Origin of the sequence: Heliobacterium mobile, from assembly GCF_009720735.1 — a bacterium.
Taxonomy (GTDB): Bacteria; Bacillota; Desulfitobacteriia; order Heliobacteriales; family Heliobacteriaceae; genus Heliobacterium; species Heliobacterium mobile.
Window position 1 is genome coordinate 1 of the sequence record NZ_WNKU01000024.1, and the last position, 26,844, is coordinate 26,844.

Annotated in this window: 21 protein-coding genes; 7 read left to right on the plus strand and 14 right to left on the minus strand. The window is 45.6% G+C overall.

The genetic code is table 11. The features are described from left to right. Positions 1–1,320: 1,320 nt before the first annotated feature. Together GJ688_RS15540 and GJ688_RS15545 are read right to left on the minus strand one after the other, a co-directional pair. Positions 1,321–2,289, minus strand: coding sequence for a UDP-glucuronic acid decarboxylase family protein (locus GJ688_RS15540; protein ID WP_155477506.1), 969 nt, complete (start codon positions 2,287–2,289; stop codon positions 1,321–1,323). After that, on the minus strand, positions 2,273–3,646 hold the full coding sequence (locus GJ688_RS15545; protein WP_155477468.1) for a UDP-glucose dehydrogenase family protein: 1,374 nt from the start codon (positions 3,644–3,646) through the stop codon (positions 2,273–2,275). Before GJ688_RS15545 ends, GJ688_RS15540 begins: the two co-directional genes overlap by 17 nt. Before the next feature lie 189 nt (positions 3,647–3,835). On the opposite strand from GJ688_RS15545, the gene GJ688_RS15550 reads away from it, so the two are divergent. The 6 genes from GJ688_RS15550 (at position 3,836) to GJ688_RS20795 (ending at position 12,740) form a co-directional block, all read left to right on the plus strand. Then, the gene (locus tag GJ688_RS15550) at positions 3,836–6,391 is read left to right on the plus strand and encodes a glycosyltransferase family 61 protein (protein WP_155477469.1); all 2,556 of its coding nucleotides are present in this window, start codon (positions 3,836–3,838) and stop codon (positions 6,389–6,391) included. A 39-nt stretch (positions 6,392–6,430) separates the two neighbouring features. After that, complete coding sequence (locus GJ688_RS15555; RefSeq protein WP_155477470.1) at positions 6,431–7,546, plus strand: glycosyltransferase family 61 protein; 1,116 nt, start codon at positions 6,431–6,433, stop codon at positions 7,544–7,546. A gap of 53 nt (positions 7,547–7,599) precedes the next feature. Then, the gene (locus GJ688_RS15560) at positions 7,600–8,745 is read left to right on the plus strand and encodes a glycosyltransferase family 61 protein (RefSeq protein ID WP_235911033.1); all 1,146 of its coding nucleotides are present in this window, start codon (positions 7,600–7,602) and stop codon (positions 8,743–8,745) included. A 58-nt stretch (positions 8,746–8,803) separates the two neighbouring features. Then, positions 8,804–9,589: a radical SAM protein gene (locus GJ688_RS15565; protein ID WP_170292062.1), complete on the plus strand. Its 786-nt coding sequence runs from the start codon at positions 8,804–8,806 to the stop codon at positions 9,587–9,589. Positions 9,590–9,631: 42 nt separating this feature from the next. Further along, positions 9,632–10,837, plus strand: coding sequence for a glycosyltransferase family 61 protein (locus tag GJ688_RS15570; RefSeq protein WP_155477473.1), 1,206 nt, complete (start codon positions 9,632–9,634; stop codon positions 10,835–10,837). An 88-nt stretch (positions 10,838–10,925) separates the two neighbouring features. Next, on the plus strand, positions 10,926–12,740 hold the full coding sequence (locus GJ688_RS20795; RefSeq protein ID WP_155477474.1) for a glycosyltransferase family protein: 1,815 nt from the start codon (positions 10,926–10,928) through the stop codon (positions 12,738–12,740). A gap of 113 nt (positions 12,741–12,853) precedes the next feature. Here the strand turns inward: GJ688_RS20795 and GJ688_RS15580 are convergent, their stop codons facing one another. From GJ688_RS15580 to GJ688_RS15590, 3 genes are all read right to left on the minus strand, one after another. Next, on the minus strand, positions 12,854–15,037 hold the full coding sequence (locus tag GJ688_RS15580; RefSeq protein WP_155477475.1) for a glycosyltransferase: 2,184 nt from the start codon (positions 15,035–15,037) through the stop codon (positions 12,854–12,856). Beyond that, positions 15,034–17,031 carry a glycosyltransferase gene (locus tag GJ688_RS15585; protein ID WP_155477476.1) on the minus strand — a complete coding sequence of 666 codons (1,998 nt, stop codon included), beginning with the start codon at positions 17,029–17,031 and terminating at the stop codon, positions 15,034–15,036. The genes GJ688_RS15580 and GJ688_RS15585 overlap by 4 nt, the downstream gene beginning before the upstream one ends. A 113-nt stretch (positions 17,032–17,144) precedes the next feature. Next, positions 17,145–17,489, minus strand: coding sequence for a hypothetical protein (locus GJ688_RS15590; RefSeq protein ID WP_155477477.1), 345 nt, complete (start codon positions 17,487–17,489; stop codon positions 17,145–17,147). A 181-nt stretch (positions 17,490–17,670) separates the two neighbouring features. On the opposite strand from GJ688_RS15590, the gene GJ688_RS15595 reads away from it, so the two are divergent. Continuing rightward, a complete protein-coding gene (locus tag GJ688_RS15595; RefSeq protein ID WP_170292063.1) occupies positions 17,671–18,246 on the plus strand; it encodes a hypothetical protein in 576 nt (191 codons plus the stop codon). A gap of 24 nt (positions 18,247–18,270) precedes the next feature. On the opposite strand, the gene GJ688_RS15600 is transcribed toward GJ688_RS15595, so the two are convergent. The 9 genes from GJ688_RS15600 to GJ688_RS15640 all read right to left on the minus strand — a co-directional run bounded on the left by GJ688_RS15600 (position 18,271) and on the right by GJ688_RS15640 (position 26,819). Then, positions 18,271–18,795: a hypothetical protein gene (locus tag GJ688_RS15600; protein ID WP_155477479.1), complete on the minus strand. Its 525-nt coding sequence runs from the start codon at positions 18,793–18,795 to the stop codon at positions 18,271–18,273. A gap of 98 nt (positions 18,796–18,893) precedes the next feature. Further along, on the minus strand, positions 18,894–20,156 hold the full coding sequence (locus GJ688_RS15605) for a phenylacetate--CoA ligase family protein (RefSeq protein ID WP_155477480.1): 1,263 nt from the start codon (positions 20,154–20,156) through the stop codon (positions 18,894–18,896). Positions 20,157–20,310: 154 nt separating this feature from the next. Continuing rightward, a complete protein-coding gene (locus tag GJ688_RS15610; RefSeq protein ID WP_155477481.1) occupies positions 20,311–20,733 on the minus strand; it encodes a hypothetical protein in 423 nt (140 codons plus the stop codon). A 162-nt stretch (positions 20,734–20,895) separates the two neighbouring features. Continuing rightward, positions 20,896–21,651: an amidohydrolase family protein gene (locus GJ688_RS15615; protein ID WP_155477482.1), complete on the minus strand. Its 756-nt coding sequence runs from the start codon at positions 21,649–21,651 to the stop codon at positions 20,896–20,898. Then, complete coding sequence (locus tag GJ688_RS15620; RefSeq protein ID WP_155477507.1) at positions 21,648–22,991, minus strand: phenylacetate--CoA ligase family protein; 1,344 nt, start codon at positions 22,989–22,991, stop codon at positions 21,648–21,650. Before GJ688_RS15620 ends, GJ688_RS15615 begins: the two co-directional genes overlap by 4 nt. 5 nt (positions 22,992–22,996) lie before the next feature. Then, positions 22,997–24,220, minus strand: coding sequence for a hypothetical protein (locus GJ688_RS15625; RefSeq protein WP_155477483.1), 1,224 nt, complete (start codon positions 24,218–24,220; stop codon positions 22,997–22,999). Positions 24,221–24,223: 3 nt separating this feature from the next. Continuing rightward, the gene (locus GJ688_RS15630) at positions 24,224–24,874 is read right to left on the minus strand and encodes a hypothetical protein (RefSeq protein ID WP_155477484.1); all 651 of its coding nucleotides are present in this window, start codon (positions 24,872–24,874) and stop codon (positions 24,224–24,226) included. 31 nt (positions 24,875–24,905) lie between these two features. After that, the gene (locus GJ688_RS15635) at positions 24,906–25,676 is read right to left on the minus strand and encodes a 2-amino-3,7-dideoxy-D-threo-hept-6-ulosonate synthase (protein ID WP_155477485.1); all 771 of its coding nucleotides are present in this window, start codon (positions 25,674–25,676) and stop codon (positions 24,906–24,908) included. A gap of 15 nt (positions 25,677–25,691) precedes the next feature. Further along, entirely contained in the window at positions 25,692–26,819 is a 1,128-nt protein-coding gene (locus tag GJ688_RS15640) for a 3-dehydroquinate synthase II (protein WP_170292064.1), read from the minus strand. Between the last annotated feature and the right edge of the window lie 25 nt (positions 26,820–26,844).

Here is a 26,844-nt window from a genome sequence, read left to right on the forward strand (position 1 = left end):
GGGTTAGCTTTAGGTTGTATCGAAAAACAGTGAAAAAGCGAGTATTACGGAGAAATGATTAATTTATTGAGGGAGGTATTCCTTTGGAGTGTCATAAAAGAAAGAAAAGCCCTAAGAGAAGAGCCTCTTTTTGTTCAAGTCCTTATGATTCTTCGCACCATTGTCATCATCCCAACTATGAATCGCACCATCTTTGTCGACACCATTATCTACCGATCCATCACTGTCGACATACCCATGACAGGTACCACCGTTCTTATGACGACCTAATTGGCTATATCAACAGATGCTGTGAGGAATATTCGAAAGCTTATAGTAAGTATTATTCATGCTGTTACAGTAGGGAATACTGTGACGACTACTGTAACGATGAGGACCTTAAGATTTGTAATCATAAAGAACATCATGATCGGTTACTACCAAAAGATAGGTGCTGTTGTTGCTGCAGTTGTTGTCGTCGATGTAATAATGAATACTAATTTATTAAGACCAGAAGTCCTCTCGCGAAGGGCCGCTGATGTAGATCGGCGGCTTTTGATCTGTCTATCAACGACCTGTGAGGTTACGAGATATTTTGGAAACGGTGTTTTGAAAAATGTAGCGATTTAAGAGACGATACATATAATGGGAGTGAATAAACGGGCGTTGTTTACGATGAAAGGGTGATGCTCCCTGGACTGTACTATAAAAGATGCATCGACCTCTGTGACGGTAGGTCCCAACGAGGTAACCTGTACATTGGTCGAGTTACCTTGTGAAACGCCAATACCCGGAGAAATTGAGTTTGAATGCTGTGTCCTGTTACGAAAAGTAATTCCGATCCAACTTGAAGCAAATCTGGTTTGTGAAAAAGACAAGTATGAAGAGATCATAGGTCCACCGGTCTGTATCATCGCTTCAGAAATTGTGTTTAAAGAATCAAAATGTTGTTGTACAAAGCAACGGATTAAGGTGTTCGGGATTCCCAAATCCGCTGTAATCGTCGCCTGCCATCCATTAAACGTTGTGAAACATATTGAAATGATCGGGAACGATAATCATCATTGCTTAGCTAATGTGAAAGTGACCGTTTGTTTTGATGCTGTAGTCATATTTTCGGCCGTTGTAGAAGGTAAAACTCGCATCGTTTCACGGCAGTTCTGTAACTTAAGCTGTCATTGTTACTTTTGCGTACCCGAACCTAAAGAAGGGAATCTTGTCGCTAAAGTAAAGATTAGGACCAAGACACCGGTATGCTGGATTTAATCGGTAAAAAAATGGATATGTCAAAGGTAAGCGTGCATTCAAAGCTTAAACAGTGAATGCACGCTTTCGTTTTTCTTATATTTCTTTAAGGGCTTGAAAAGTGGTTAGAATGTTCATCAAGCCTTGCCGTAAAGTAACTTTAGGTTCCCAAGAGAGCAATTGTTTTGCCAAGGTGATATCCGGTTTCCGCTGCTTCGGATCATCTGATGGCAGAGGTAAAAAAGATAGATGTGACGTACTGCCGGTCAATTCAAGGACGATTCTTGCCAACTCAAGCATGGAATACTCCTCGGGGTTGCCCAAATTAATCGGGTGAGCATAATCCGATTCCATCACCAACAATAATCCATCTATCAAGTCGTCAATGTATTGAAAACTGCGGGTTTGGGTCCCGTCCCCATAGATAGTGAGCGGTTTTTCCTCCAGTGCTTGAACGATAAAGTTAGTGATTACGCGGCCGTCATTCGGACGCATCCGAGGTCCGTAGGTATTAAATATACGGACAATGCGAGTTTCAACAGCGTACTTGCGATGATATTCCATCGTGAGGGCTTCCGCAAAACGCTTACTTTCGTCATAGCATGCTCTTTCTCCGACGGGATTCACGTTTCCCCAATAGGATTCCTTTTGGGGGTGCATCGATGGATCGCCATATACTTCAGAGGTGCTGGTCAACAGAAATCGCGATCCTTTTTTTTTCGCCATATCCAACATGTTCTTAGTACCCAAGCTATTGATTAACATGGTATCGATACTCAACCGCTGATAATCTGGGGGACTCGCCGGTGAGGCAATATGCCAGATGAAATCGTAAGCTTGATCAGGGATCACAGTAGTATCCGACAAATCACCTTGAATGAAACGGAAGAGTTCCGGTTGTTCAAGGGCATGACAGAGGTTCTCACAGGAGCCTGTAGATAAATTGTCAATGCCGATAACGTTATGACCTTTTTGAATCAATCGATCGACGAGATGACTTCCGACAAAACCTGCACACCCTGATACGAGTGACAGCGGCTGTTTCGAATTATGAACCGATTCCATAGTAGACAAAGCCGATCGCCTCCAAACAGTTCTTATCCAAAACGTTGCGTCCGTCCACTACCACCTTGTGCTTCATTTTGTCGTAGATCTTTTTCCAATCAAGTTGAGTAAATTGGTCCCATTCAGTGACTAAAATGAGGCCGTCCAGCGAATTGACTAAGTCATATTCATCATTCGCGTATTTTATGGGGAGGCTTGGGTAATTCGCCCTAAAATGATTCATAGCGACGGGATCGTAGACTTTAACGATGGCATGTAGGTCGACCAACTTTTTAATAATTTCTATAGAGGGAGCATCCCGTAAGTCATCTGTATCCGGTTTGAAGGAAAGACCGAGTACACCGATAGACTTGCCGCGCAAGGACTTCAAGTATGACTGGAGCTTTAGAATAGGCACTGTGCGTTGCAGGGAATTCGACTCCAATACAGCCGTTAATACTTTCGGGTTGTAACCGGAGGCACTGGCATCGAAAACTAATCCTTTCAAGTCTTTACCGAAACAGCTGCCTCCCCAACCTAAGCCTGACTTTAAAAAGTGAGGCCCTATCCGTCGATCTAAACCGATTCCGCGACTGATGTCGTGTATATTTCCGCCTAAACGGTCAGAAATATTGGCGATTTCGTTAATAAAAGAGATTTTCATCGCTAGAAAAGCGTTAGAGGCATATTTGATTAATTCCGAACTGATGGGATCTACCTTTATCAGTGGGACTTGAGAAAAACCTTCCGGACGAGGGGGGATGGTGGTAGGGGGATTGAAACTTTGATCTAAGAGAGGGCGATAGAGTAACTCCAGTCGTGCTAACGCTTCTGTGTTTTCGCTCCCGATGACGATACGGTCCGGATAAAAAAAGTCGATGATAGCGCTTCCCTCGCGCAGAAATTCCGGATTACTGGCCACTGCAAAATGGACGTTATCATTACCGGATTGATAAACCCCTTCTTCGATCATCTTCTGAACGATTTTATGGGAGCCGACGGGGACCGTGCTTTTGTTGATAATTACCGGAGATTTATCAGGGGTGAGAAGTTTCCCGATAGATGTGGCGGCTTTACATACGTATTCCAGATTAACGGCGCCGCTTACCTGGTCTGTTGGTGTGCCGACAGTAATAAAGATAAAATCGGCATCGCTTATACAAGTGGATAAATTACTGCTGAAGATCAGTCTCTTCTGCGTCACTTGATCCTGGACGATGGACTCTAAATAAGGCTCAAAAAAAGGAACCCGCCCTTTTAATAAGAGGTTGACTTTTTCTTGATCGATGTCATGGCATTTCACTGTGTTCCCCAGCAAGGCTAACGATGCACCAGTCACAAGACCGACATAGCCGGTTCCGATGATGGCAACGTTCAAACCAAATCACCTCGTTACATTATCTTTCTTGCTAATACATAATCAACTTATTTTTTTGGAAGTAAATTGGTTACGGATTTACGAAATAAGAACCGATCACCTTTCACCTGAATAACATGTGAAGAAAGCGTCTAATAAAGAAAAATCACCCCAAGAGGGGATGATTTTACTAATCTTCCAGGAGGGTTTATGGACAAGCAAAACTTTGACCGGAATTGTCTCTGTTTGCACTTTGACATACCCTTCGCTCGGACTTTTTTTGGTGACTATTTTAATGACAAACAATTCATCACGGTGAGTTGGAAAGGAACAGCTCACATTCAATTGCACGAGGAATGTTACAGCATAGATGATATCAAAAATAGATTTCCTGACGGTTGGGTGCCAGATATGATCTTCGTATGGAAGCCAGAAGATCACGCTAACCCTTTAGGATTGTTCATCGAGAATATCCCGATTCTCGCATTCATTTGCCATTGGGATAGGGGAGGGAGTGCTTTTATTGAGCATCTAGGCGATTACGACTGGATCTTTACTGTCAACCAAGGGAAACGAGTACTCAAAAAGTTCGGTTTGCAACATGTTTCTGCTCTCCCTATGCATAAGCTCAAAGGCGCATTCGAATTGAGAAAGTCGGGAGACACCGTAGACGATGACGAAGAAGAAGAATTTCAGAACATGGTTAGAGATGGGGAAAGGAAGACAGACAGCAAGAAGAACGATGAAGAGCCTGTTCGATTAATTGTTAATTTGCTGACAAAGAATCCACTTTTCTCGCAACAAGGGAGAGTAGACAGGACAGATTCCAGTAAATCTATCCGAGGCCAGGCTTTACAGATTTACAACGCCTCTTACGGAGCAATCGGAAAGATGCTAAACGAGTTTTTCCAAAAGCACTGCGATGACAGCGACAGTTGGTGGCTGAATGCTAGAGGTTGTGTAAAAATGCTCGCTTCCGCTGATGAAAATGTACCTGAGACCGAGAGATTTTTATCGTTTCAGAGCGCATTAGAGGACTGGGAAAATGCAGCGAAAATAGATGATTACTATTTTTTGCCCTTATTTAACTGGTTTAGTGCTCTTGTACTCACTGAGAATTATCGTATGGCTCTCGATGAATTTGACTATATCCGTAAGTACTGTTCACTGGGGAGAAACCATAGTTTCGATGGATTTATTCTTCCGAGAGAGGAAGATGGTTCTGCGGAACGACACAGCATAGAAGTGAGATGTTTTCGAGAGATAATGGGACAGTCCTATTTGATAACCAATTTTTTAAGTGAGCTCTACGAACTGAAAGGTAAAGCCCATATCGCTCTAGGAGAACTAAGCAGCGCTGTTGAGGCTTTTGATATAAGCGTCACCTATCGTGCTACGAATATACGTTCAAGGTATCTACTCGCTTTGGTATTACGAAAAGAAGAAAAGAACCATGATGCAGTAGAACACTTGAAGCTTTTACTAGAATATGATCCCTTTTATTTTGATGGGGTCGTCACTCTCTGTGAAACTTATCAAAGCGCGGGAAAATGGGAAGCATCGAGAGAACTCGCCCTACACTATCTAAATGTCATAGAGACGATGCCAGAGTATGATGGATGGGCAACCCGACTTACAGACTTCTTATCGGTATCGCCAAAGAATTCGATAGGTATTACCGGACTTATGAGTACGAAAGCATGGATAGACATTCAAATTGCTAAACATCGACCAGAGAATGAGATTCTCACAATTGTTCCCTCAGAAGAGATCAAGCGAACCTTGCCGGGAAAAGCAGGTGAAGAAGTTCACTGGATTTTTCGTGATCGAGAAACCTTTACAAGCCCAGAATGTTTTGTAGCAACCATTCCTGAGGGAAAGGTCTATGGAACGATTGGGGCTGTGATCACGCCAGATCAGAGACTATTGATCGATGTTTCGAACATGTTTAATTTCCCGCCGGAGCGACATCCGCTGCTAACTATAGGGAGATTCCCACCACCACAAAAGATCGACGGGACGGTTGCCGTTGTCTCGGCGGCCGGTTGGTGGAACTATTACCACTGGATGTTTGATATCCTGCCCCGTTTTGAGTTGTTACGACGCAGCGGGATTGTTATAGATAAATACATCATTAAGACGAATGTATTAGATTTTCAGAGGGAAAGCTTGCAGTCGCTTGGCATATCTGAAGAAAAAGTAATTAGCCCCGATGACAACGCCTATTATTGCGCGGAGAAACTAGTAGTGCCGTCGTTACCTTCTGTTGTTGATAATATGACCAAGTGGGTTTGTGACTTTTTGCGGAGTAAATTCTTACCGCAAAATCTGGGGGAAGAACCTCATCGTCTTTTATACATTTCTCGTGAACGTGCGCAATGGCGCCGATTGATAAACGAGCCGGAGATCATACAGTTCTTACAGCGTCTTCGTTTTGACGTTGTGTATCTAGAGGGAATGTCCGTAGCGGATCAGGCCCGTCTTTTTTCGCAAGCCAAAGTCATCGTCGCTCCTCACGGTGCAGGCTTATCCAATCTTGTCTTTAGCTCGCCTGGAGTTACAGTCCTTGAATTGTTTGGACCTACGTACGTGAATACAATGTTCTGGGCTTTAAGTAACATTATGGATCATAAGTACCATCATCTAATCGGAGAGGGAGAGCAAGCATCGAGAGATATCGATCCTTTTACAACCGAAAATTATCGTGACGACTTTGTTGTAAACATGGATAACCTCAAAAGCGTAATTGATACATTAGGATTATAGAAAGTGTATAGATAATTTCCGGTTAGGGGGATTAGGTCGATGGATAAATCAGACATGGACTCTCCTCGTATACCGATTAACGCGCTGGAATGGGTGGAAAAAGGTGCTGCTCATCAAGAGAGACCAAGGTATGTACCGGTGATACCGGGCCACATCATTCGTAGGTCGCTCCCCAAAACGATTGAACCTGATGTACATTGGGCTTTTCGAGAAACCAAATTCGATCAACCAGAAATATTTGTCACCGTAATTCCAAAAGGGAGAGTTTGTGGTTCAAATGGTTTTATCATAACACCGGACAATAAACTGATTGCTGATTTGTCTAATTGGTTTAATACTCCAGCCAAAGCTCATCCTATTTTTTCGGGCAAACCGTTGCCGCCGATGAAATATATCGAAGGAACCGTTGCCGTTTTGTCAACGCCGGGCTGGTGGAACTACTATCATTGGATGTTTGATGCATTACCGAGATATGAGATTCTACGGCGAAGCGGGTTTCAAGCAGAAAAATATATTGTCAGCTATTTTTTCTTAGCCTTTCAAAAAGAAACGCTGGAGATTTTAGGAATATCCAGAGAGGCAATGATTGATGCGCGAGATGAATTTCAATTTCAAGCGGAAAGATTACTTGTGCCCTCTTTCCCTGGTAGTCTATTTAAAATTCCGAAATGGGTATGCCAATATCTACGAGATGTATTTTTACCTCATGTAACCATGAATCAGGGGAAAAAGGATTTTCGCATTTACGTCTCGCGTTCTAAGGCCGCATTTCGGAGGTTAGAAAATGAAAAAGCCTTGGAGGATAGGCTATCTTCGCTTGGCTTCGAAAGGGTCGACTTAGAAACTCTCCCTGTACTTGAGCAAATAAGACTATTTGCAAACGCGAATGTGGTGATAGCTCCGCATGGAGCCGGCTTAACCAATCTTGTTTTTTGTCGACCCGGTACCAAAGTGATAGAACTGTTCGGACCGAAGTATATAAATAACGTATTCTGGGCGCTGAGTAATCAAATAGAGCTAGATTATGCATATTTAATTGGAGAGGGAGAAGAACCGCCGAGAGATGTTAACCCCTTCGATACGGGAAATTCGCAGGCTGACTTTACTGTTTGTCTGCAAAAGTTTGAGAGGTTATTAAAAAAAATGAACCTGTAAGGGCAGAAACAGAAGATGTCGGAGACATAATGAGTAAGGGGTTTGTGAAATTGATGGAAAATGAAGATTCTACACATCAAATAAATCGGTTGTCCGTTCCTCACGGTCATGTGACCACAAAAGAATGGGTGTACAAACACAGTGAGCTTCATGATCAAATACAATATATAAGAGTTTTTCCAGAGCATAAGATACAACGGCCACTTCCGAAGCTAAAAGATGGTTCCGTAAATCATGGTGCTTTTTTAGATCAGCAAACCGTAGAAAGTCCAGAAGCATTTGTGGCCGTTATACCTCAAGGTAGGGTTTGGGGTACCGTCGGATTTGTGGCTTCACCTGATAATATGCTGCTATCTGATGTTTCTAACTGGTTTAATACTCCTGCCGATGGGCACCCGGCTTTTGCGAAATCAAGCTTGCCAACAGTCTGTGATTTTGAAGGAAGCGTTGCGGTCTTATCTACTGCAGGATGGTGGAATTATTACCATTGGTTATTTGACACACTGCCTCGGTATGAATTGCTGCGAAAAAGTCATATTGAAGTAGATCGCTTCGTAGTAAGCTTTTTTCCAGACTCATACCAGACAGATACATTAAAAATATTGGGTGTTCCAGAAGTGAAGATGATTCGATGTACAGAAATGAGCCATATTCGTGCAGAGCGACTGGTCATCCCTTCTCTACCGGGATTCATGGGTCGGATCCCAGCGTGGGTATGTGAATTTCTCCGAAGGACCTTTTTGCCGAGTGAAAAACCGAAAGAAAATGGCAGGCTGAGGTTATATATATCCCGGGCCAAAGCGGCGGGAAGAAAGATTATCAATGAAAGCAAACTGTTAGATTTCTTACTTCAACAGAACTTCCAATTATTGTACTTAGAAGAGATCGGTATTCATGAACAAGTTCGATTGTTCTCAAATGCGGAGGTTATCGTTGCTCCCCATGGGGCAGGATTGGCAAATCTTGTTTTCTGTACTCCTGGAACAAAGGTGCTTGAATTGTTGGGACCCCAATATATCAACCCTATGTTTTGGGGACTTTGTTCACATATTCCCTTAGAATACCGCTATCTGATTGGAGAAGGAGAGCAAGATGCCGCCGAAGTAAACGCTTTTAGCAGCGGCAATTATTTAGCCAACTTCGCTGTAGACGTAGAGAAAGTGGAAAGTCAACTTAAAGATTGGATCTCGTTTAAATGACAGACGCAAGCGCGATGCTGAGAACCTCTATGGGTTTATCATGATGGGGGGAACATTGATGGCTGACGTTATTCATACAGCACTTCCCGTGTTGCCCTATATAGAGTTTCATTTAACCGATCATTGTAATTTAGATTGCAAAGCCTGTAGTCACTTTTGTCCAATTGCAGATGAAAACTTTCTTTCATTGAATGAACACTTAAGGGATATGAGTAGACTGGCCGTAATTTTTGAAAATATCGGCCAAATTCGAATTTTAGGTGGGGAGCCCTTACTCCATCCGAACGTGTCGGAGTTTATCAAAACAACGCGCCAATTCTTCCCGTATAGTTATATTACTCTGGTGACGAATGGGATTCTGCTGCCCAAAATGGACGACGATTTTTACAAGACACTAAAAACCTATCAAGTGGGATTAGATATATCCATTTATCCCATAGCCGGGTTAAAAAAGGATGCACTCCTGGTAAAGGCAAAGGAGTACGACATATCTATTTCCATTAGAGAGGCGAATGAGTTTTTTATTAGTTTGAATCCAAATGGTGATTCAGATATAAAGAGTACCTTTGAACATTGTTGGTTAACACAATGTATATTTTTGAGGAATGGAAAGATATATCATTGTGCTTTCGTAGGTCTCGCAGGAACAGTGAATAAAGCTTTTAACTTGGCCATACCCGACTCTAGTATTGATATTCATACAAAAACGGGGTCAGAAATCTTAGATTTTCTCCGTCAACCGCCAGCTGCCTGTGCCTTTTGCACAGGCCATGTATATGTACCTTGGGAAAGGTCAAAAAAGACCTTGCAGGAATGGTGTGCAGTCGTTCGAAGAACCAAATAAAACGCTGTAGCTTACTTGAAGGTTGCAACTAAGGAGGTTGTTATGCGTGCCTTTACCATTAAGAGAGCAGGAAAATTTACTTTCCAGACCTATCCTCCGAAAGAATATATCACTGCGAAAGAATGGATCGAACGGGAAGGGACAAAACACCCGGGAACCCAATATATAAAAATCTTCTCCAGTGAACCGATCTCTCGCCGTCTACCGGGAACACTAGATAAAGAGGCTCACTGGAAGTTTCGATTAGCAGAGGTATTATCCAAAAATATAGAAATCAAGTGTCATGCTCAAATCAATTGGGAATTGTGGAAAAAATACACTTATCAAAGCCCGGAAGCCTTTGTTGCAGTCATTCCCAACGGACGGGTTTGGGGGACAAATGGAACTGTAATTACGCCGGATAATCAGCTTCTGTATGACTTATCCGTGGAGTCAACTCTATTTTTGCCACAAACTCATTCCGTTTTTTTGCAATCGTCTCTTCCGAAAATGGAGAAAATCGAAAAAACAGCAGCGGTGATTACGACTTCCTACGCCGACAGCTTTTATCACTGGATGTTCGATGCATTGCCTCGTTTTGAGTTGATCCGACGTAGTGGGATTTGTCCAGATTATTATATTGTCAATGAATGGTACCCCTATCACAAAGAAGCATTGGATATCATCGGTATTCCCGATGAAAAAATTCTTCATTGTAACCAGTTACAACATTTTGAATTTCCGCTTTTGCTGGCACCTTCACTTCCGGGGATATGGGGATACATACCCCGATGGGTCCATGATTATCTTCGCAGTACCTTTTTGCCGCAAAAAAGTCTACTGATGAAGAAACGAAAATTATATATATCCCGGGCGAAGTCGGCTTGGCGCAGGGTGATGAATGAAGAGGCGTTGAGAGAATTGCTCGAAAAACAGGGCTTTGAAACATACTATTTAGAAGAGCTATCACTGACAGAGCAAGCGGAGCTATTTGCCCATGCGGAAGCGATTATTGCTCCACATGGTGCGGGATTGACCAACTTAGTTTTCGCTTCTCCGGGAGCAAAAGTCATCGAGTTATTCGGTCCCTATTATGTACAGGGACTCTATTGGGCGATGAGTTGCCAAGCGGGTTTAGAGTACTACTATCTGATCGGCGAGGGGCCACAGCCTGCGGAATATGAAGAACCATTTAAGATTCATTCCGAGGATATGCTGATTGACCTTGAAAAGGTAGAAAAATTGCTAGCTATAGCCGGCTTGATGTAAGGCCGGTGTTTTTTTGCCCGTTAACTTCGAGTAAACCTATCCATTATTTATTTATTCAAAAAAGAAATTAAAAAAAAGGAGGGATTCTGTGAACCAGGCTATCAACGATACGAAAGTTCTCTGTATCCATTTTTCCGATACGTTCGCGAAAGCCTTCTTTGGTGAGTATTTTGATGAGAACCGTTACATTACGGTCAGTTGGAAAGAAGATGGCCAGATTCAGATGTCCTCAGACTGTTTTACAATGGAACAGTTAGAACAAAAACTCCCACAGGGATGGCATCCGGAACTGATTTTTGTTTGGTCTCCCGAATTTTATGCCAACCCGATAGGGCTATTTGAGCAGAATGCTCCTGTTATCGCCTTAGTGAGTGATTGGAATCTAGGTTATTCCACCCTGGTGAAGACGTTACACTTGTACGATTATGTCTTCATGGACAAAGAAGGGACTCGTCATTTTCGTTCGCTCGGTTTTGACCATGTATCCTACAGCCCGCTCTACAGTTTTGAACCTCAAGTTCATTTTGACAACGGGAAGGATGAGCGCGATATAGATGTATCCTTGGTGGGCAACATCAATCACGAAGTCCAATATGACCGCTCCTTCTGGCTCAAAGCGCTCTGCGATTTACGAAAAGAAGGCATAGACGTTCGGATTCTTTCAGGACTCTTTGGTGAGGAGTACAATGATATTCTAAATCGCTCCAAGATAGTTTTTAATCGTTCGATACGGTCAGAAATGAACCTTCGTTGCTACGAGGCACCTCGGGCAGGTGCGCTACTAATGGTGGAAGAGGAAAACAGCGAGGTGGATGAGCACTTAGAGCCGTTTCAAGAATATGTACCTTATCGCCGGGATAATTTCGTCGGACTGATCAAAAGGTACCTTACGGATGAAACGAAACGTAAGGCCATGGCTCTGCGGGCGCAGATAAAAATCACGGCGAGGGATAGTTACACCTGTCACTTTAAGAGGATCACCGATATTTTAGAACAATCGGGCTTCTTTGGGAGATACCAAAAGAAGACCGTAACGGTGACGGGTGATGAAATACTCCAGATGCAGGCTAGGCAAGTGTTTAGTGCAACCTATGGTGAATTTCACAGCCTCTTAGGCCGGCTAATCACGCTTCATAATCAACAATGGCCCGATGATTCCACCGCTTGGTGGCTCAACATGCGGGCCTGCGCTCAAATGCTCAACCTGCTCGAAAAGAATCTTGAACCAGAAACAAAAAACAGACAGTTTCAAAGAATACTGTCCGATTGGCAACAGGCGGCCATCATCGATGAGAACGCCTTTGTTCCCCTTTTTAATTTATTTTGGGTCCTAGCAACGTTTCAAAATTATCGGCTAGTTCTCGATATTTTTTCCGATATCCGGCAACGTTGCCTCACGGCCGGTCTGGAAAGTTTTGAGGGCATCTTTTTTCCCCGCAAGTATGATGACTTTCGAGTGGAGCGGGAACGAATCCTCTTCTCATCGCCGATCGAGAGTATCGTTCATTCCCGGCTTACCAATCATATCTTAAGCGAACTTTATGAGCAAAAAGGAAAGGCCCATCACGGTCTCAATGAGCGGGAAGAGGCGATAGAAGCGCTCGAAGCGAGCATAGGCCTTAGAAGCACGAACGTGCAGGCAAGGTACGTATTGGCTCGGATTTTGCTAGAGAAAGAAGAAATCGAGCAGGCTGAGAAACACCTAAAAATGACCTTATATTACGCTCCTTTCTTCTTCCCTGCGGTTCGAGATTTGTGCAATCTTTATGAAGCGCTTGGCGAGGGAAATGCCGCATACTCCTTAGCGAAGGAATATATGCATGTCATCGAAGCCATGCCCAGTTACCGGGGATGGGAAGAGCATTTACGAAAATACCTGTCTCATCAGAACCTTGCCGGGTGAGCATAGTAAACCCCCCGAAATAGACCGATGGTCTTATACCGGGGGGTTATCATTTCCTGTGTTCTTTACAATCCCTAGCGCACTTTTTACCTTAGATCTGCCGCTTATCTCTTTCACATCTCGAAAAAGCGTAAAGGAGAACTTTCGGATAAAGCTTCGCAAACCTGTTGGTGAAACTGCCGCAGCAACTCTTCCATGACGGACTGGAGAAGGTGAAGGGGTAGTTCATCGCGGTCCTGAGACCAATTACCCAGAGCCGTGGAAAGTACGGTAAGGCTTTTTTCGAATAAACCTAAGGTTGCTAAGGTCTTAGCACAGATAAGCAACCTGTAGGTACTCGTTAAGTGATATTCCTCAAGATACTGTTTCAGCGGAATAGACTGTCTTTCGGCGATTCGCACAATCTGCTCAACAGACTGTGAACTTATATCCGGTTGATCGAGGGTCTTTATGAAAATGTCTATCGCTTTCGAGTCATCGCCTTTTTCCGCATAAAGAACGCCCAGTAATAATTCTGCAGCATATCTGCCTGTTCCGGCGAGGACAACATATCGACTCCAAGGGGCGTCGCCCAATTGTAGGCACCGCCGTATAGACACTTCTGCCTCCTGGTAGTTCCCGAGAGAAAGCTGTGCATAAGCCTCAAAATAATAAAGATCGGTGTAATCCGGGAAAAGCAGGATCCCTTGCCGGGCGATTTGAATGGCTAATAGATAGGTTGCCTTTTGCAAAAGAGCATAAACGTAGTAAAAGTAGAGTTCAGCGTCCTTCGGTTCGGCCTTTTCCTGAATACACCGCTCAAAAACTCGAACTGCCGAATCATACTCTCTATCATTGCATTGATAGAGAGTGACATCAGCCGAAATCAGCTTGTCTGCCACTGTCTCCGAATTTCGAAACAGTCGACACATGCCTTTACGGGTTCGACGGGGTATCGATGGGTTTCCGGGAAGCATAGATTCGATTTTAAAGATATAGCCATCGGCATCGCTAGTCGCAACAAGCTGGCTAATTTTTTTCCGGTCCTCGGCACAAAGCGTCTCGTTCGTGTTGACCATAAGAATCCATTTTCCTTTTGCCTGCACGAGGGCCTTCTTTCGGGCGTCGACGATAGGAGTCGTTCGGGAAACCTGCAATACAGTTGCTCCAAATTGTTTGGCCCGTTCTGGCGTTTCATCGAGGGAGCCCATATCGACATAGATGACCTGTTCACCGAGTTCGTGGATACTCTGAAGACATCGGCCGATTTCATTGACTGCGTCATGACCGATAATACAAATGGTAATGTCAAGGTTTGAGTTAAAAGCTCGTTGCTTTTTTACGTTATCGAGAAAAACGGCGGGGGAGGTCCCGTGAAAAGGGGTCTCTGAGGGGTATTGCAAAGAATCGGAGGAAGCAAGATAGCTTTCGAATATTTCATAAGCTTGACTATACCGTCCGCAGTGGTAATGACACATTCCTTCCAGGTATCGTAAGTCTCGATATCCTTTGAATACCTTTAGATAATCGGTGAGATGACTGAGCGCATCGGCATAGCGGCCGAGTGCCATTCGCGCTGCCGTGAGCTTTTTAATCAGAAAAGGTACATAACCCTGTTGAAGTGACGATGTTAACTGTAGGCTCTGTTCAAAGCTAGAGAGAGCCTCTTCGATTTGGCCTAGCCGTAAGTACTCACTTCCCTTGTTATACCAGAAGAAGCCGTCTCTATCTTTTGCTGGGTAATTTTCTAAGATTTGCAGGTTTCGTTGTATTTTTGCGTGAATGTGGGTTTTCGATGGATCGTATCCATAATGAATAATTTTAAGGGAACTCGTACCGACGCAATTCGTGCCTCCGGCTTTATAGAGCGAGGGAAGAATCTGCTCGTGAATTCGACCCGTAAACCGGTACTGTTCTTTATTGCGGAACAGGCGCACCGTCGGAGAACAGATCTCGAGGGTACTTCCAATCCGATTTACGATCTGCAGATGATAAGCTTCGTAAGCAGAAGCTGTGGTGATGTTTATAAGTTCAGTGGCGGAGGCTTCCTCTAGCTCTTCATCACAGTCCAAGACAAGGATCCAATTTCCCCGTGCTTTCTCCAGGGACTTGTTTCGGGCGAAACTAAAGTCGTCCTGCCAGGGTTCTAGAAAGACCTTCGCTCCCATCGCTTGGGCAATTTCTATGGTTGCATCGGTGGAACCGGTATCGACGACGATCATTTCTTCCACATAATCTCGGGCACTGGATAGGCAGCGCCCGATGTGTTCCGCTTCGTTCCTCGCAATTAGGCAAAGGCTGATAGAGCTACTGTTCATGTGAGCAAAGCCTCCCTATAGTAGGCTGCTTTTTTTTCTATCGAGCGGAGCCAGAGGAGAAGTGGCCTAAGTTGGGGAGCGTCATCGGGTATTTTTTGCTGGACGTCACTAGCTAGTACAAAGCAGCTTTTTGCCATTTGTTCTAATGCAGAGGCGGCATAACTTTCATTGGCGGGGTTATGTTTGAGTGCGGTCAAATAATGGTGAAGTGCCTTTTGTGGGGTGGTAAGCCTTTCCGAAGTCCTACCCAGAAGAAAGTGTACTTCGTCGTCATCAGAAAAACCACTCGCGACGGCCTCTACCAATAGGGGATATGCTTTCTCCTCATTCCCTTGAAGAAAGGACAGTTTCCCGAGCAGAAAGAATGCCTCACCGATGTCGTGGCTTTCCGTATAGAGCCGTCGTAAGTGGAGAGCCTTCTCTAGATATCCCAAGCTCTCCATTTCTAGGGCGATCGATAATATCTCTAGAGCGATTTCATCGTTTCGTACAGATAAATCGCTTTCACTGCTACGGTTCAGGATGATCTTGTCCGCAAGCTGTAAGGCTTGGCTCAAGGGGGAATCGAAATCGAAAAAAGTACGGATCAGCGGAGACGCTTCTTTCGGAGGATCTTGAAGCCATAAAATTAGGCAATGATAGAGAAGCCGCTCTCGGGTTGAGGAATCGTGAGGAAAAACCTTCAGGATCGCTTCGGCTTCTTCAAAACGTTTCAAAGGAATAAGGCATTTGATCTTCCATAACAGAAGGATTGGGTCAATCTCTTTGAGTTGGTTCAGACAATCTAAACAGGGTTGGAAATGTTTCCCCGCATATAACAACTGGATAACGATGTGGGTATGAGTGAAGAAGTGTTTTCGTAATCCTTCGGCCGTACTTGGTGTAGCCAGGATTTTTCGGATATTGCTATCTAGCTGTAGTTGAGTATGAAGGGACGATTCTTTCGGCTGGGTCTGAAGGAGCTGTTCGATAGCTTCTTCATGGAGATTGATTTGCGCATATAACTCAGCGAGTTGGAAGTGGGGGAGAGACCCTGTGATTCCTTCCTCTGTCGGATATTCAAAAGGTACTTTGCGAAATAGGAGACATTTTGAGAAGTCAGCGATTGCTTCTTTTCGTCGATTCAGATCTCGGTTTAGACATCCTCGTAGAAAAAATAGGTCTGGATAATCGGAAAAATAAGTCAATCCCTCATTCACGATCTCCAAAGCTAACTCGTATTCTCCATACATGTATAAACAACGGCCGTAATCCCGATACAAAGCCGGCTCAAATCCACGAAAAAAGTCTAGCCGTTCACGGGAAATATGAAAATGTTCTAGCGCCTTGTTGAGGACGCCGAGTGCCATATAACTAACACCGAGGTTGTAGTGATGAAAAGCATTATGGGGATCTAGCCTAATTTCTTTTTCAAGTAAGCGAATATTGCGTTGTGCCTTGTGCTGCTGATCGACGAGCTGCGGATTATATCCATGATGAAGGATGGGAAGTTGGGAATGTATTACTGACCCTAAATGGGCTCTGCGTATACTCGGGATGATTTGTTCGTGGATTTTTCCTTCAAAGCGGTACTCTTGACGGTTGCGAAATAAGCGCAGATTCGTGTGGGTGATGTGGTTATGTCCATCTACCAGTGAATTGACATTGATTACTGTAAAATTCCATCCTTCAACATCAGGCTCAGCGACGAGTTTACGTAAACGCTGAGCCGTATCCAGGGGGAGCTCTTCGTCGGCATCCAAAAAAAGTATCCATTGCTTTGTTGCCTGGCGAATGGATTCATTTCTGGCTGCCGAAAAATCATCCTTCCAAGGGCTTTTAATCAGGGTTGCCCCGAAGGAAAGGGCAATATCCGGTGTCTCATCGATGGACCCGGTATCTACGATAATGATTTCATCCACAAAGGGAGATACACTCTCCAGACACCGGTGCAAATGCTTTGCTTCATTCTTGACGATCATACAGAGACTAATGGATAGGGGACTAAGACACATAAGCTCCACCTGTCTTTAACCTTATCTCTTCCCCCAGCTTATGAAGAATCGGCGAAGTGGTCACAAGGATAAAAAAATCAGACCTAACCATAGGTCTGATAAAATCATTTAGACTATAGTGAACAAGGCATAGTCACGCATTCTGCAGCAAAAATATCGACATCGTAGGTAGCCGAGGCGCAGACCGTCTCACAGATGGGAATTACGGTACCGTTCAAGGCGCCAGGAGTAATGGCATCAACGAATTTCATGGCCACTACCGTACCGCCGGGTGGATTAGTACGGCGTACTCGAACGAGGAACTTAAAGGGACCCTGACTGGCGCAGACCGGACATTCGGGATCGACCGAAACACTTAATTGGATAGCACGGTTTGTGTCACATTGCAATGTAACGGGTACGATCCGACACCGGTTGGGGTCAACAGTGGCTGTGGTCATGGCATCTCTAAGTCCCATTGCAACAACCTCCTGATAAAAAAATTAAGACTTACAATTCCATCATATGGTACTTTACAACAAAGAGTTACTGGATGAGTTATAGACCGATGATGTCCTGTGGAATATTTCACTAGGCACATCGTTTTTTAGAAAACATAGTATGGGTTGGATAGGAGCAAACGAGCGGAGGAATTGCACTATGGAAAATTCTCCTCTTGATCGGTCCACATATAAACAGACTCCCTCGACACAGGTAGTATACAGCCCATTACCGACGGGTCCTGTCGATTACGAATGTATGACCGCCGCGATCCAGTTTGACTGCATCATCCACTTGCACAAAATTGTGCAGAACGAGGTTAAGGCATCGGTTCTTCCTGAGGAAAAAAAGGAAAATATTCGTGGCGATTCTATATCACTGATATCTCCGATAGTTGTACGTAAAGAGGCAAATAGATTTCGCTTTATTCATCCGATTAAGGTTTATAGATTTCCGAGAGATGCGAAAATTAAAGCGGGTCATGTCCTGAACATAAAGGAAAGCACAGAAATCTTCGCTTCGGAGTACGGAAGCTCTAGCAAAACAGATATAAAAGTTACAGTTACCTTTGACGTTCTGCTGTTTCTCTCTGCCTTAATCTTCGGGAAAAATAGGATTTTTATTTGGCAAAGCAGGGGTCTGGAAGCTCATCAATTTTTTCAAGTCCCCTCAACCAGTGAAGGAGATTTTATGGCCCAAAGTCAAATCACCGTCTCAGGCTGGTTTTATCCGTAAACGCAAGGACAAACGGAGGAGAACTTATCTCCTCCGTTTTCTTTTTCTGCTACTTCCCTGTCGGGAAATTCCAGTGAATTGATAAGGAACTTGAGATATGGGTGATGGTGTAGTACCAACAGAAGGATGATTGCCGCTGGTAGCGGGCTTGATATTAAAGCCCTTCAGCATCTCCATGACACCTTGTTGAATGGCCTCCCCGATTTGACTACCTGCACTGGAAGGAGAGGTGTTGTTCCCTAAGGAAGACGCGGATTCGACTTCATGATGATGGTCATGGCGTTCCTTTCTTCTCTTACGGGACGTTTGAGGCAGGGGGGCTCCGATAGCTGGACTGTACGTTTGAACTTGTTCTGACGATTGAACCCCTTCCAAGGAGTCAGAAGCTACGGACGGAAAGGCGGAGGGAATTTGTACGGGGAGGCCCATCGATTCCAACATCTCGCTGATTGCGCCCTGGATGAATTCCGCCTTGTTTTCGGCATGTTTCACCTGAGCCATTTTTTCGGTCATGGAAGAGATCGCCTCTTGAATTCGTTGTTGATCCACTCAATTTGACCTCCTTTAAGATGCAAGAGTCTTTCAACTCCTCACAACATCATATTCCATTCGTTTCCAAAGGACACAACAGAGCCTGTTTTAACCGGTCATACTTTTACGGAAGACAAGTACTTTTGGTTTACCATCTCTGCTGCCGTATAGATATATCGAGGTTTTCCCACAACCCCAACACTGAGCAGTTCATCGCGGTTATAAAGAGTACCTTTCGGAACGATTTGTAGATCCAAGGGCAAGCCGAGTTGCTGCTCCATTCGTTGCTGAGTATCGGCGGTAACCTGATCCTCGGCAGATTCCGCTTCGACGATAAGTTGTAGCCCCTTCTCACCGGGTCCCGCAACCCAGAACCGTTGGCAAGGAAGATGTGAGACAATCGCATCTAGATCCCATAGATCTATGTTTTTGCCGTCGATGGAAATAACCTCTTGCCTGCGACCTCTGACCTGAAGCACTTCATCATTCCCACAAGGGCATGTGTGGGAAGTACGGATCACCCGATCATTGGTAACATAGCGGACAAGCGGTGTGGCCTTCTCTGTCAGTGTAGTTATGACAAGGTAACCGATTTCACCGGGAGCGGCTTCCGTTTGCAGATCTTCTTTCAGTACCTCGAATAGGTAATAATCTTCAAGCAGGTGAAGTTTCCCATTGGAGCAGCCGGTGGCCATCGTACCGGTCTCCGTCGTGCCGTATAATTCGAATACAGGGACGCCCCAGATCCTTTCAAGCAGTTTCCGTTTTCCTGTAGACAGAGGCTCGCCGCCGGTAACTAAAGCTCGCAGTGCAGGAAAGTCCGTAGCCGGATTCATCCCGAGCAGTTCGGCGGTCTCGGCGATCAAAAGCATTTGCATTGGTAAACCGGCGAGAACAGTCACATGTAACTTTTGCATCAGTTCGATAACCCTGGGAAATGGGCTGATCGTCGAACGGGAACTCGCTGCGATGACACTTCCTCCCTGGTCCTGAACGGCGCGATGAACCATATGGGCGATGAGTGAAATCGCATAAGGGAAGCGAATAAGTACGACATCATCCGGTCGGAACTGGACACCGCAGGTATTTATTTGGTCGGCGTTATCTCGCAGGTCTGGTTCGTTGAGCCAGGTGGAAGCGGTAGCGCTCGTCGTCCCAAAGGTTTCATGGTACTGTCGAAGCTCACCAGGGGGCACGGAGACAAAGCCAAAAGGGGAGTGACGAACTAAGTCGTCTTTAAAGGTCAAGGGGAGGGAGCGAAAGTCTTCCATGGAGTGTAAACAATGATTCGGAAGCCGCTCCCGGTAAAAAGGGGCATTTCGGGATCTTTGTAATGCCCAGTTTAATCGATCCAGTTGATTTTCGATAAGAGGACCCATTCGCCTCACTCCAAAGTTCGATTTACTCTCAGAGAATAGGCTTCAATCGGCCAAAATTTTTCTGGCTAATTGAAGCCTATTCAAAGAAAAGAAGCGGCGTGACGATTCTAATCACTAAAAAGTGAGAGGGGAAAACCCCTCTCGACAAGTAAGATTAATGTCTCCGTCTTTTTCTGGAGCGACTGCTTCCGGTGGAGCTGCCGATAGCCTGAGTCGCGGCACCGATCATTGCGGCCAAATTTACCGTGGGCGGAATGGGGATATTTAGGTTGTTGATCGTTTCAAGGATAGCTTCTTGAATCGCTTGCCCTTTGTTGCCGCTGTTCCTTACAGTAGCGATTCTCTCTTGAATCGCTTGGGTTACCTCGTTAACTTGCGCAGTGTTCGTGGTGGTACTATTGCCGCTCTGGTTCGCTTTGGGAACTGCTGCTGCCGTTTCTTGCGGGTTTATGCCCATACCTTGAAGCATTTCATGGACGGCGTTTTGTATAAATTCTGCTTTGTTTTCTGCATGCTTTACTTGGCTTAATTGAACTCTCATGTTGGTAACAGCTTGCTGTACATTTTTCTGATCCACTCTACGAAAAACTCCTTTCAGTTATTATTGAGAGTCAGTAATGACTCCCTAATTCCATGTTATGCTAATTTAGAAAGTTCGACACTTATAGATTATTAATTTAAAAAGATATAAAAAGTCTTACTATTAGTTTGTTATATTAAAAAAGGGAAGCGAGATCGCTTACCCTAATTGGATCAATTCAGCTATATTCTTTCCGAGGATTTTCTCCCGTTCATCATCAGAGAGTTTCAAGAGGAGAATCTTTTCAAGTTCTGCTTTCGGGTGAGAGAGAGGGAACTCAGAACCAAAGATGATCTTTGAGGGACCAGCTCGGCGAACGGATTCCTGTATATGAAGGAAACTTCCCGTAGATGTCTCCAAAAAGAAGTTATCGAGACTCACGGCAGCTTCCAGCCCTTCTTGATCGGCTGGACCAAAGCCCATGTGGCCGAGAATGAAATTGACCTTGGGGTACTGTTTTGCCAAACTGACAAATTTGGCTGTACAGGCGCCTGGGCTATAGAGGACGTGGCTATAGACAGGAACCCCGTATTGGCTGCAACAGGCGATGAGATCGGCGACGGCACGGCTTGTAAAGGTAAACTGGTGCGTAAGCGGCGAAAATTTTAAACCGCGAAAGCCAGCTTTTAGGTAGCTCTCAAAATGGGCCGCACTATCGCTAGAGTGAGGGTCGATGCAGGCAAAACCATGGAATCGATCATTCTCTTGACAAGCTTTAGTGATGTAAGCGTTATTGGGTACGGTACTTTCAGGCTCAGCACGACCGGTGATGTAATCGGTCATTTTGCGCACATCCACCATGCCGCCGGGTACCAAGACCGCCTGGTCAATCCCGGTTTCCTCTAACTGAGTCAAATACACTTGTATATTACCGTAATCGCTGTCGGAAAGGTGACTATGGCCGTCGATGATCATGCCGTCTCCTCCTCGCTGCGGATGACTCGCACTGTCTTAGCGCGGGGACGGGGAACCTCAGGAACAATCACTATCTCGCAGGGGACTCCGAACGCAAATTCCATTTTGCTAGATAGTTTGTCGGCTAAGGCAGGGCTCGGTACAACGCCCGGAGCGAGCTCAACACGGATTTTCAAGACGTCATTGTTTCCAGGTTGTGCGACGAACTGGTACCAGTTCCCCACTTCCGGTTGCCGCATCAAAAACTCTTCCAGATAAAAGGGGGAAAAGTCGATATTGTTCACCCTAACTTGGTCGCCGAGCCTTCCCCGTAAGAAGATGCGTGGAAGCGCGGTGCCGCAGTCACAAGGCTCTGGGTCGATATAGCCAAGGTCCTGGGTTCGATAACGGATCAAGGGGGTACCAAAACGGGCTAAGCAGGTGACAACGATCTCACCGATTTCCAACGGTTCGAGAACTTCACCAGTCGTAGGATTGACGATTTCTACAATCACATGGCTGTTGGCAATATGATATCCCGCATGGTTATTGCATTCGATGCCGATTACGCCGCCTTCCAGCGTACCGTAATAAAAGTTTGCTGTCGTTCCCCAGAGTTTTTCCACCCGTTGCCGGAAAGCCGGAGAGCAGCCTTCGCCGGTGATCCACATAAGTTTTAAAGGGAGAGTGGTCAAGTCAAAGCCTTCCTTTGCTGCTGTCTCCGCCAGAGTGACAGCATAGGAGGGACTGGTTATAGCGACGGTCGGCTTTAAATCGCGCATCATTTTTACCGTTTTTTCCGGTGTGGAATAGGCCCCGCCTTTGCCCGCCGTAAGGACGGTGGCGGAGCAACAATGGATAAAAGATTTATGAAAAGCTAGTCCAGCCGAGCTCATTTCATAAGGCAGTGCGTTTAATACGATATCTCCCTCTTCAACAGGCACAAGCTTGCAGAAACCGGGAGCAAGGTCGTTTAGAAAAAAGTCTTGGTACGTATGCATAACATAGATCGGTTCTCCGCCGGTCGTACCAGTGGATACATGGATGATACTGATATTCTTTTTATCGCAGGTTAAGAACCGCCAAGGGTCTCCACGCAACTCATCTTTCGTGGTAAAGGGGAGTTTGGAGAGGTCTGAAATGTTCTGAATATCCTTCGCATTGATCCCGGCTTTTTGAAACTTTTCTCGATAGAAGGGGGATTTCTCCGCCGCGTGAGTGATGATTTCTTGCAACGCTTCTTCTTGATACGTTGCCATTAGCTCCGTCGGCATCGTGTCTGCGTCATGATTCATAAAGTACTTTGTCAGCAACGGATGGGTTCTTTCCGTCAGAAAACGCTTTTCGGCAGGCAGTTCCATTGAATTCACTCCATATTACTCGAAATTCTTTTTGAAGCAAGCTCCCGATCAGGGCAATCGGCCAGCTTCGCCCAAGTTTGTCTAGCTTCCTGGTCGCGGTCGAGACGGCTGTAGGCTACTCCCAGGTCGTCAATCATCTGCCAGTATTCCTGGGGAGAGAGAATGGCGGGGTTTTTCTCATAAGCGTCGAGCAGATAGAGGAATTCCTTGATGGCCGTTTCTGTGGTATGAAAGAAGACTTCCGGGAGCGAAAAATTCATATAAGCGCGTAAGAGGTGAATTCGAGGATTTTCAGGATCTTTGGCCAAGGCTTCAGTTAGCGTTTTTAAGCCGTAAATGGCGCTAAAAAACAATGCATTCGCGTCGTTCCCGTGAAGGCAGGTCAAAGCGTTAGTGCTGCCTAAGTAGGCGTGGATGAGGGCGTCGTCTGGATCGAGTTCGTAGGCTTTCGACAAGGCTTGGTGGGCCAGTTTAGCTGCTCCGCTATGGCCGACGACGCTGAGATCGTGAAGCCGGATGCCTTCTTGTAACAGGTCTTCCTTTGCAGTTAGTGAGTTGACCTTTTCTTCCCACTCAACCGGTATGAGACCCCGTTTCTTTTCGATTTCCTTCTCGTAAGACGAATCAGGAATAAGAGAGAGCAGCCGATTCCAGGTATGATCAGCTTCTGTTGTCATCTGGGTGCGCTGATAGGCGCACCCTAAGTCAAAAAGAAGTTGATGGTACTGTTTTTCCGCCAGGGAGGTACGACCGGATTCATATTCTTCAATCAGGTACTCAAAGTCACTAATGGCTGTCATGGTCCGCCAAAAGAACCCCTCGGGGAGACGAAAACTTTGATAAGCTCGTAACATCCGGATTTCATGATTGTCCGGTTGATTGTTCACTGATGAATCGAGCAGTTTGGATGCAGTTACCGCATTCTTAAACATGGCAAAGGTTTGTTGTGAAAACAGTGAAGATAGGGACAAGCAATCGGCATAGTAAGCGGCAACCACGTCATCTTCGGGATACTCTTGGTAAAGCTGTTCAAAGAAATCAAAAGCTGCTCGATGGGCCTCTTTATCTCCTGATAAAGCCTTGTGGTGTAATTCTCTCCCTTTTTGTATGCGAGCTTTGTCTACCACTGCATAGTCATATCCGGTACCCGAGTAGATTGCACTAACGCCGCGGCGTATGGCTGACCAGGAATTGATTCGCGGTGCAATTTCTCGACGCTGATTATGCATGGCTCATTGTTTCAACTCCCTCTCAACTAAGCGCCGATACTTTCCATCGGATGTGACACTGAGCAATTTGGCCCATATGCTTTTGGCTTCGTTCACTTTTGACATGTTTTTGTGGGCAGTTCCGAGATCGTAGAGGATTTTCCAATAAAATTCTTGCTGAAACAGTGCAGGGTCTTGTTCAAAGCGGGATGCCAGATAGGTTAAATCGTCGACAGCGACCCGATTTCGGTGAAAGTACTGTTCGGGGAGTCGGAGACAGACTTGACTACGGAGAATCCGGCTTTGAATATGATCGGGGTGGTTTTTGACGACTTCATCGAGGACTTTCAGGCCCTGCAGAGCTTTAGAAAATTGTTCATTCGGGTCTTTTTTGTCCCTGGCTAAAAGGCAAGTTGCGCTTCCGTAATAGGACTGGACCAACGGATCCGATGATGACGAATGCAAATCCGATAAAATCTGGTGAGCGCGTATCACTGCAGATTTATCTCCTTTTACTCCGGCATCATGGAGTTCAATCGCTTCAGACAACGGATCTTTGTGCTCCTGCTTTTCGTCTATGGACGACGGTGGCGTCAGCCCTCTCGGTACCTGATTGGGAATAAAAGCCCAGGAAGATCTGGGCTGAAGGCTGGTATGACGGTGTTTGCGAGACATGATTGCTCCCCCTTATGCATAGTTAAGGTTCTTACGAGGGCTGAGATAACAGCGGGTTGAAAACATCTCGAAGGGCGCGACTGAGCTCCTGGGGATTTGGATCTTGAAAGACATTTCTACCGATAGCTACCCCTTTGGCGCCGGCTTGAGCAGCAGCAGAGACCATTTTCAAGAAGTCTTCCTTCGAATTTTGTTTGGGACCGCCAGCGATGACGATGGGTACTCGGACAGAACTGGTAACTTCCTTGAACGAATCAACCGAACCCGTATAGTTCACCTTGATGATGTCAGCGCCCAATTCTTCGGCGACACGAGCGGCATGCTTAACTTTCTCCGTATTATATTCACTATCTTCGGAACCGTCCCGCACGTACATCATGGCGAGCAGGGGCAATCCCCAAAGATCGCATTGTTCGGCCACCATTCCCAGATGGGACAGCATCTCGTTTTCTGAGGGGGTTCCCAAGTTTACTTGTACGGAAACGCCTGTCGCACCGAGACGCAGCGCTTGTTCCACTGACGATACGAGGCTCTTGCGGTTCGGTTCTGGTGATAAGGTGGTGGAAGCAGATAAATGGACGATCAACTCGATCTTGTTCGCCAAGAACGGGGCGATGGTTTTCACCAGGCCTTTATGGACGATGACGGCGTCCGCGCCGCCTTCTGTTACCTGACGAACCGTTTCGGCGATATGGGTCAACCCATGGATCGGACCGACCGTTACCCCATGATCGAGAGGGACGACGATCAAACCTTGTGCATCTTTCATGAGACGTCCCAGACGGATCTGTTTACCTGTCATTTTTTCGATGGCCTCCTAGTATTCAAGGATTTGTTCATTTACCTTGATACCGACGTGGCGCCCCGGTTCGCATACATAGGCAAGCAGTTGATCGCCTGGTTGGACCGTGGTCGCATTGCGAGGCTGACCGTTCACATCCATAACTCGAATATGCCAGTCGTCCTGAACAATCACGTTAATCGGCGTTTCTGCGGCAATTCCTCGAATCAGCAGCAGCGGCCGGACTTCCGTCTTGATCCGTCCGACGATCAGTTTCCGAGTCTCCCCCTTGGTGTTGACGCAGAGAACTTGGCTGCCGGCTCGTAAGTCCGTCAAATATTCGGTGGCGTTGTTGGGAGCCCAGACATAGGAATGCACTGCCCCGGCGTTGACTCGGAAGGGGCGCAGATTCATATAAGGCAGAAAATGCGTCTCTGAGCAGACGAAAATTCCCCCGTTCGACGTGGAGCCCACAATCATGCCTTCGTCGGTTTTCATAATCCCCGTTGTGTCGATGCAAGCCCGTAAGCCCATGCCGATATGACGGACTTCCTTGACGAGGAGAGGGCAGAGGTCTAGAGTGGTTTTGTCTTGAAGAGATACATAGTCACTGGCTTTAATGATTTCGTGAAAATCTGTCGTCGCTAATAAAACGCCATCGCTTCCTTTTTCCAGAACACCGAAAGCTACTTCCATGTCGGCGTAGGTGGATTCCCTTTTTAAGAGAACCGTCTTGCTGTCTTGCAGACGTGCGATGATCAATTCCAAAGGAATGTTGGTGGGCAAATCAAAATCGACGATAGCGAAATCATGTTTCATGGCCTCTAAGCTGGCTTTTTCTAGGTCATCTTGGGTACCTTTAATGAAGAAAGAAATGCAAGTTCGATAGCCTTTTTCTTTGGCGGCTTCAAGGAGAGGACCATTCTCAGAGAGGACGATTTCCCCGGTGGGAATGCCGTCGAGGTCTGAAGTTTCCATGATTTCCGTAATCAGTTCCGTTTTCAATGGAAAGTTTCCATTATGCCGCTGTGCTGGGTTGACAACGACCTTAGTAATATTGGAATTGTGGATCAAGGACCAGAGATCATGTTGTTCCAACGGAACGGGTCTGCCGTCAAACCAAACCTGACGTGTGCTAAGTCCGACCCTAGTCTGTTCGCTCACAGTTACCACTCCATTACCCACTGTT

Excerpts from the sequence above, each read along its gene's own strand:
- GJ688_RS15635 (WP_155477485.1), bottom strand. The coding sequence starts at position 25,676 with ATGACAGGTAAACAGATCCGTCTGGGACGTCTCATGAAAGATGCACAA.
- GJ688_RS15585 (WP_155477476.1), bottom strand. The coding sequence starts at position 17,031 with ATGTGTCTTAGTCCCCTATCCATTAGTCTCTGTATGATCGTCAAGAAT.
- GJ688_RS15590 (WP_155477477.1), bottom strand. The coding sequence starts at position 17,489 with ATGGGACTTAGAGATGCCATGACCACAGCCACTGTTGACCCCAACCGG.
- GJ688_RS15540 (WP_155477506.1), bottom strand. The coding sequence starts at position 2,289 with ATGGAATCGGTTCATAATTCGAAACAGCCGCTGTCACTCGTATCAGGG.
- GJ688_RS15615 (WP_155477482.1), bottom strand. The coding sequence starts at position 21,651 with ATGATCATCGACGGCCATAGTCACCTTTCCGACAGCGATTACGGTAAT.
- GJ688_RS15570 (WP_155477473.1), top strand. The coding sequence starts at position 9,632 with ATGCGTGCCTTTACCATTAAGAGAGCAGGAAAATTTACTTTCCAGACC.
- GJ688_RS15550 (WP_155477469.1), top strand. The coding sequence starts at position 3,836 with ATGGACAAGCAAAACTTTGACCGGAATTGTCTCTGTTTGCACTTTGAC.
- GJ688_RS15565 (WP_170292062.1), top strand. The coding sequence starts at position 8,804 with ATGGCTGACGTTATTCATACAGCACTTCCCGTGTTGCCCTATATAGAG.
- GJ688_RS15620 (WP_155477507.1), bottom strand. The coding sequence starts at position 22,991 with ATGGAACTGCCTGCCGAAAAGCGTTTTCTGACGGAAAGAACCCATCCG.
- GJ688_RS15580 (WP_155477475.1), bottom strand. The coding sequence starts at position 15,037 with ATGAACAGTAGCTCTATCAGCCTTTGCCTAATTGCGAGGAACGAAGCG.
- GJ688_RS15555 (WP_155477470.1), top strand. The coding sequence starts at position 6,431 with ATGGATAAATCAGACATGGACTCTCCTCGTATACCGATTAACGCGCTG.
- GJ688_RS15625 (WP_155477483.1), bottom strand. The coding sequence starts at position 24,220 with ATGCATAATCAGCGTCGAGAAATTGCACCGCGAATCAATTCCTGGTCA.
- GJ688_RS15605 (WP_155477480.1), bottom strand. The coding sequence starts at position 20,156 with ATGGGTCCTCTTATCGAAAATCAACTGGATCGATTAAACTGGGCATTA.
- GJ688_RS15630 (WP_155477484.1), bottom strand. The coding sequence starts at position 24,874 with ATGTCTCGCAAACACCGTCATACCAGCCTTCAGCCCAGATCTTCCTGG.
- GJ688_RS15595 (WP_170292063.1), top strand. The coding sequence starts at position 17,671 with ATGGAAAATTCTCCTCTTGATCGGTCCACATATAAACAGACTCCCTCG.
- GJ688_RS15560 (WP_235911033.1), top strand. The coding sequence starts at position 7,600 with ATGGAAAATGAAGATTCTACACATCAAATAAATCGGTTGTCCGTTCCT.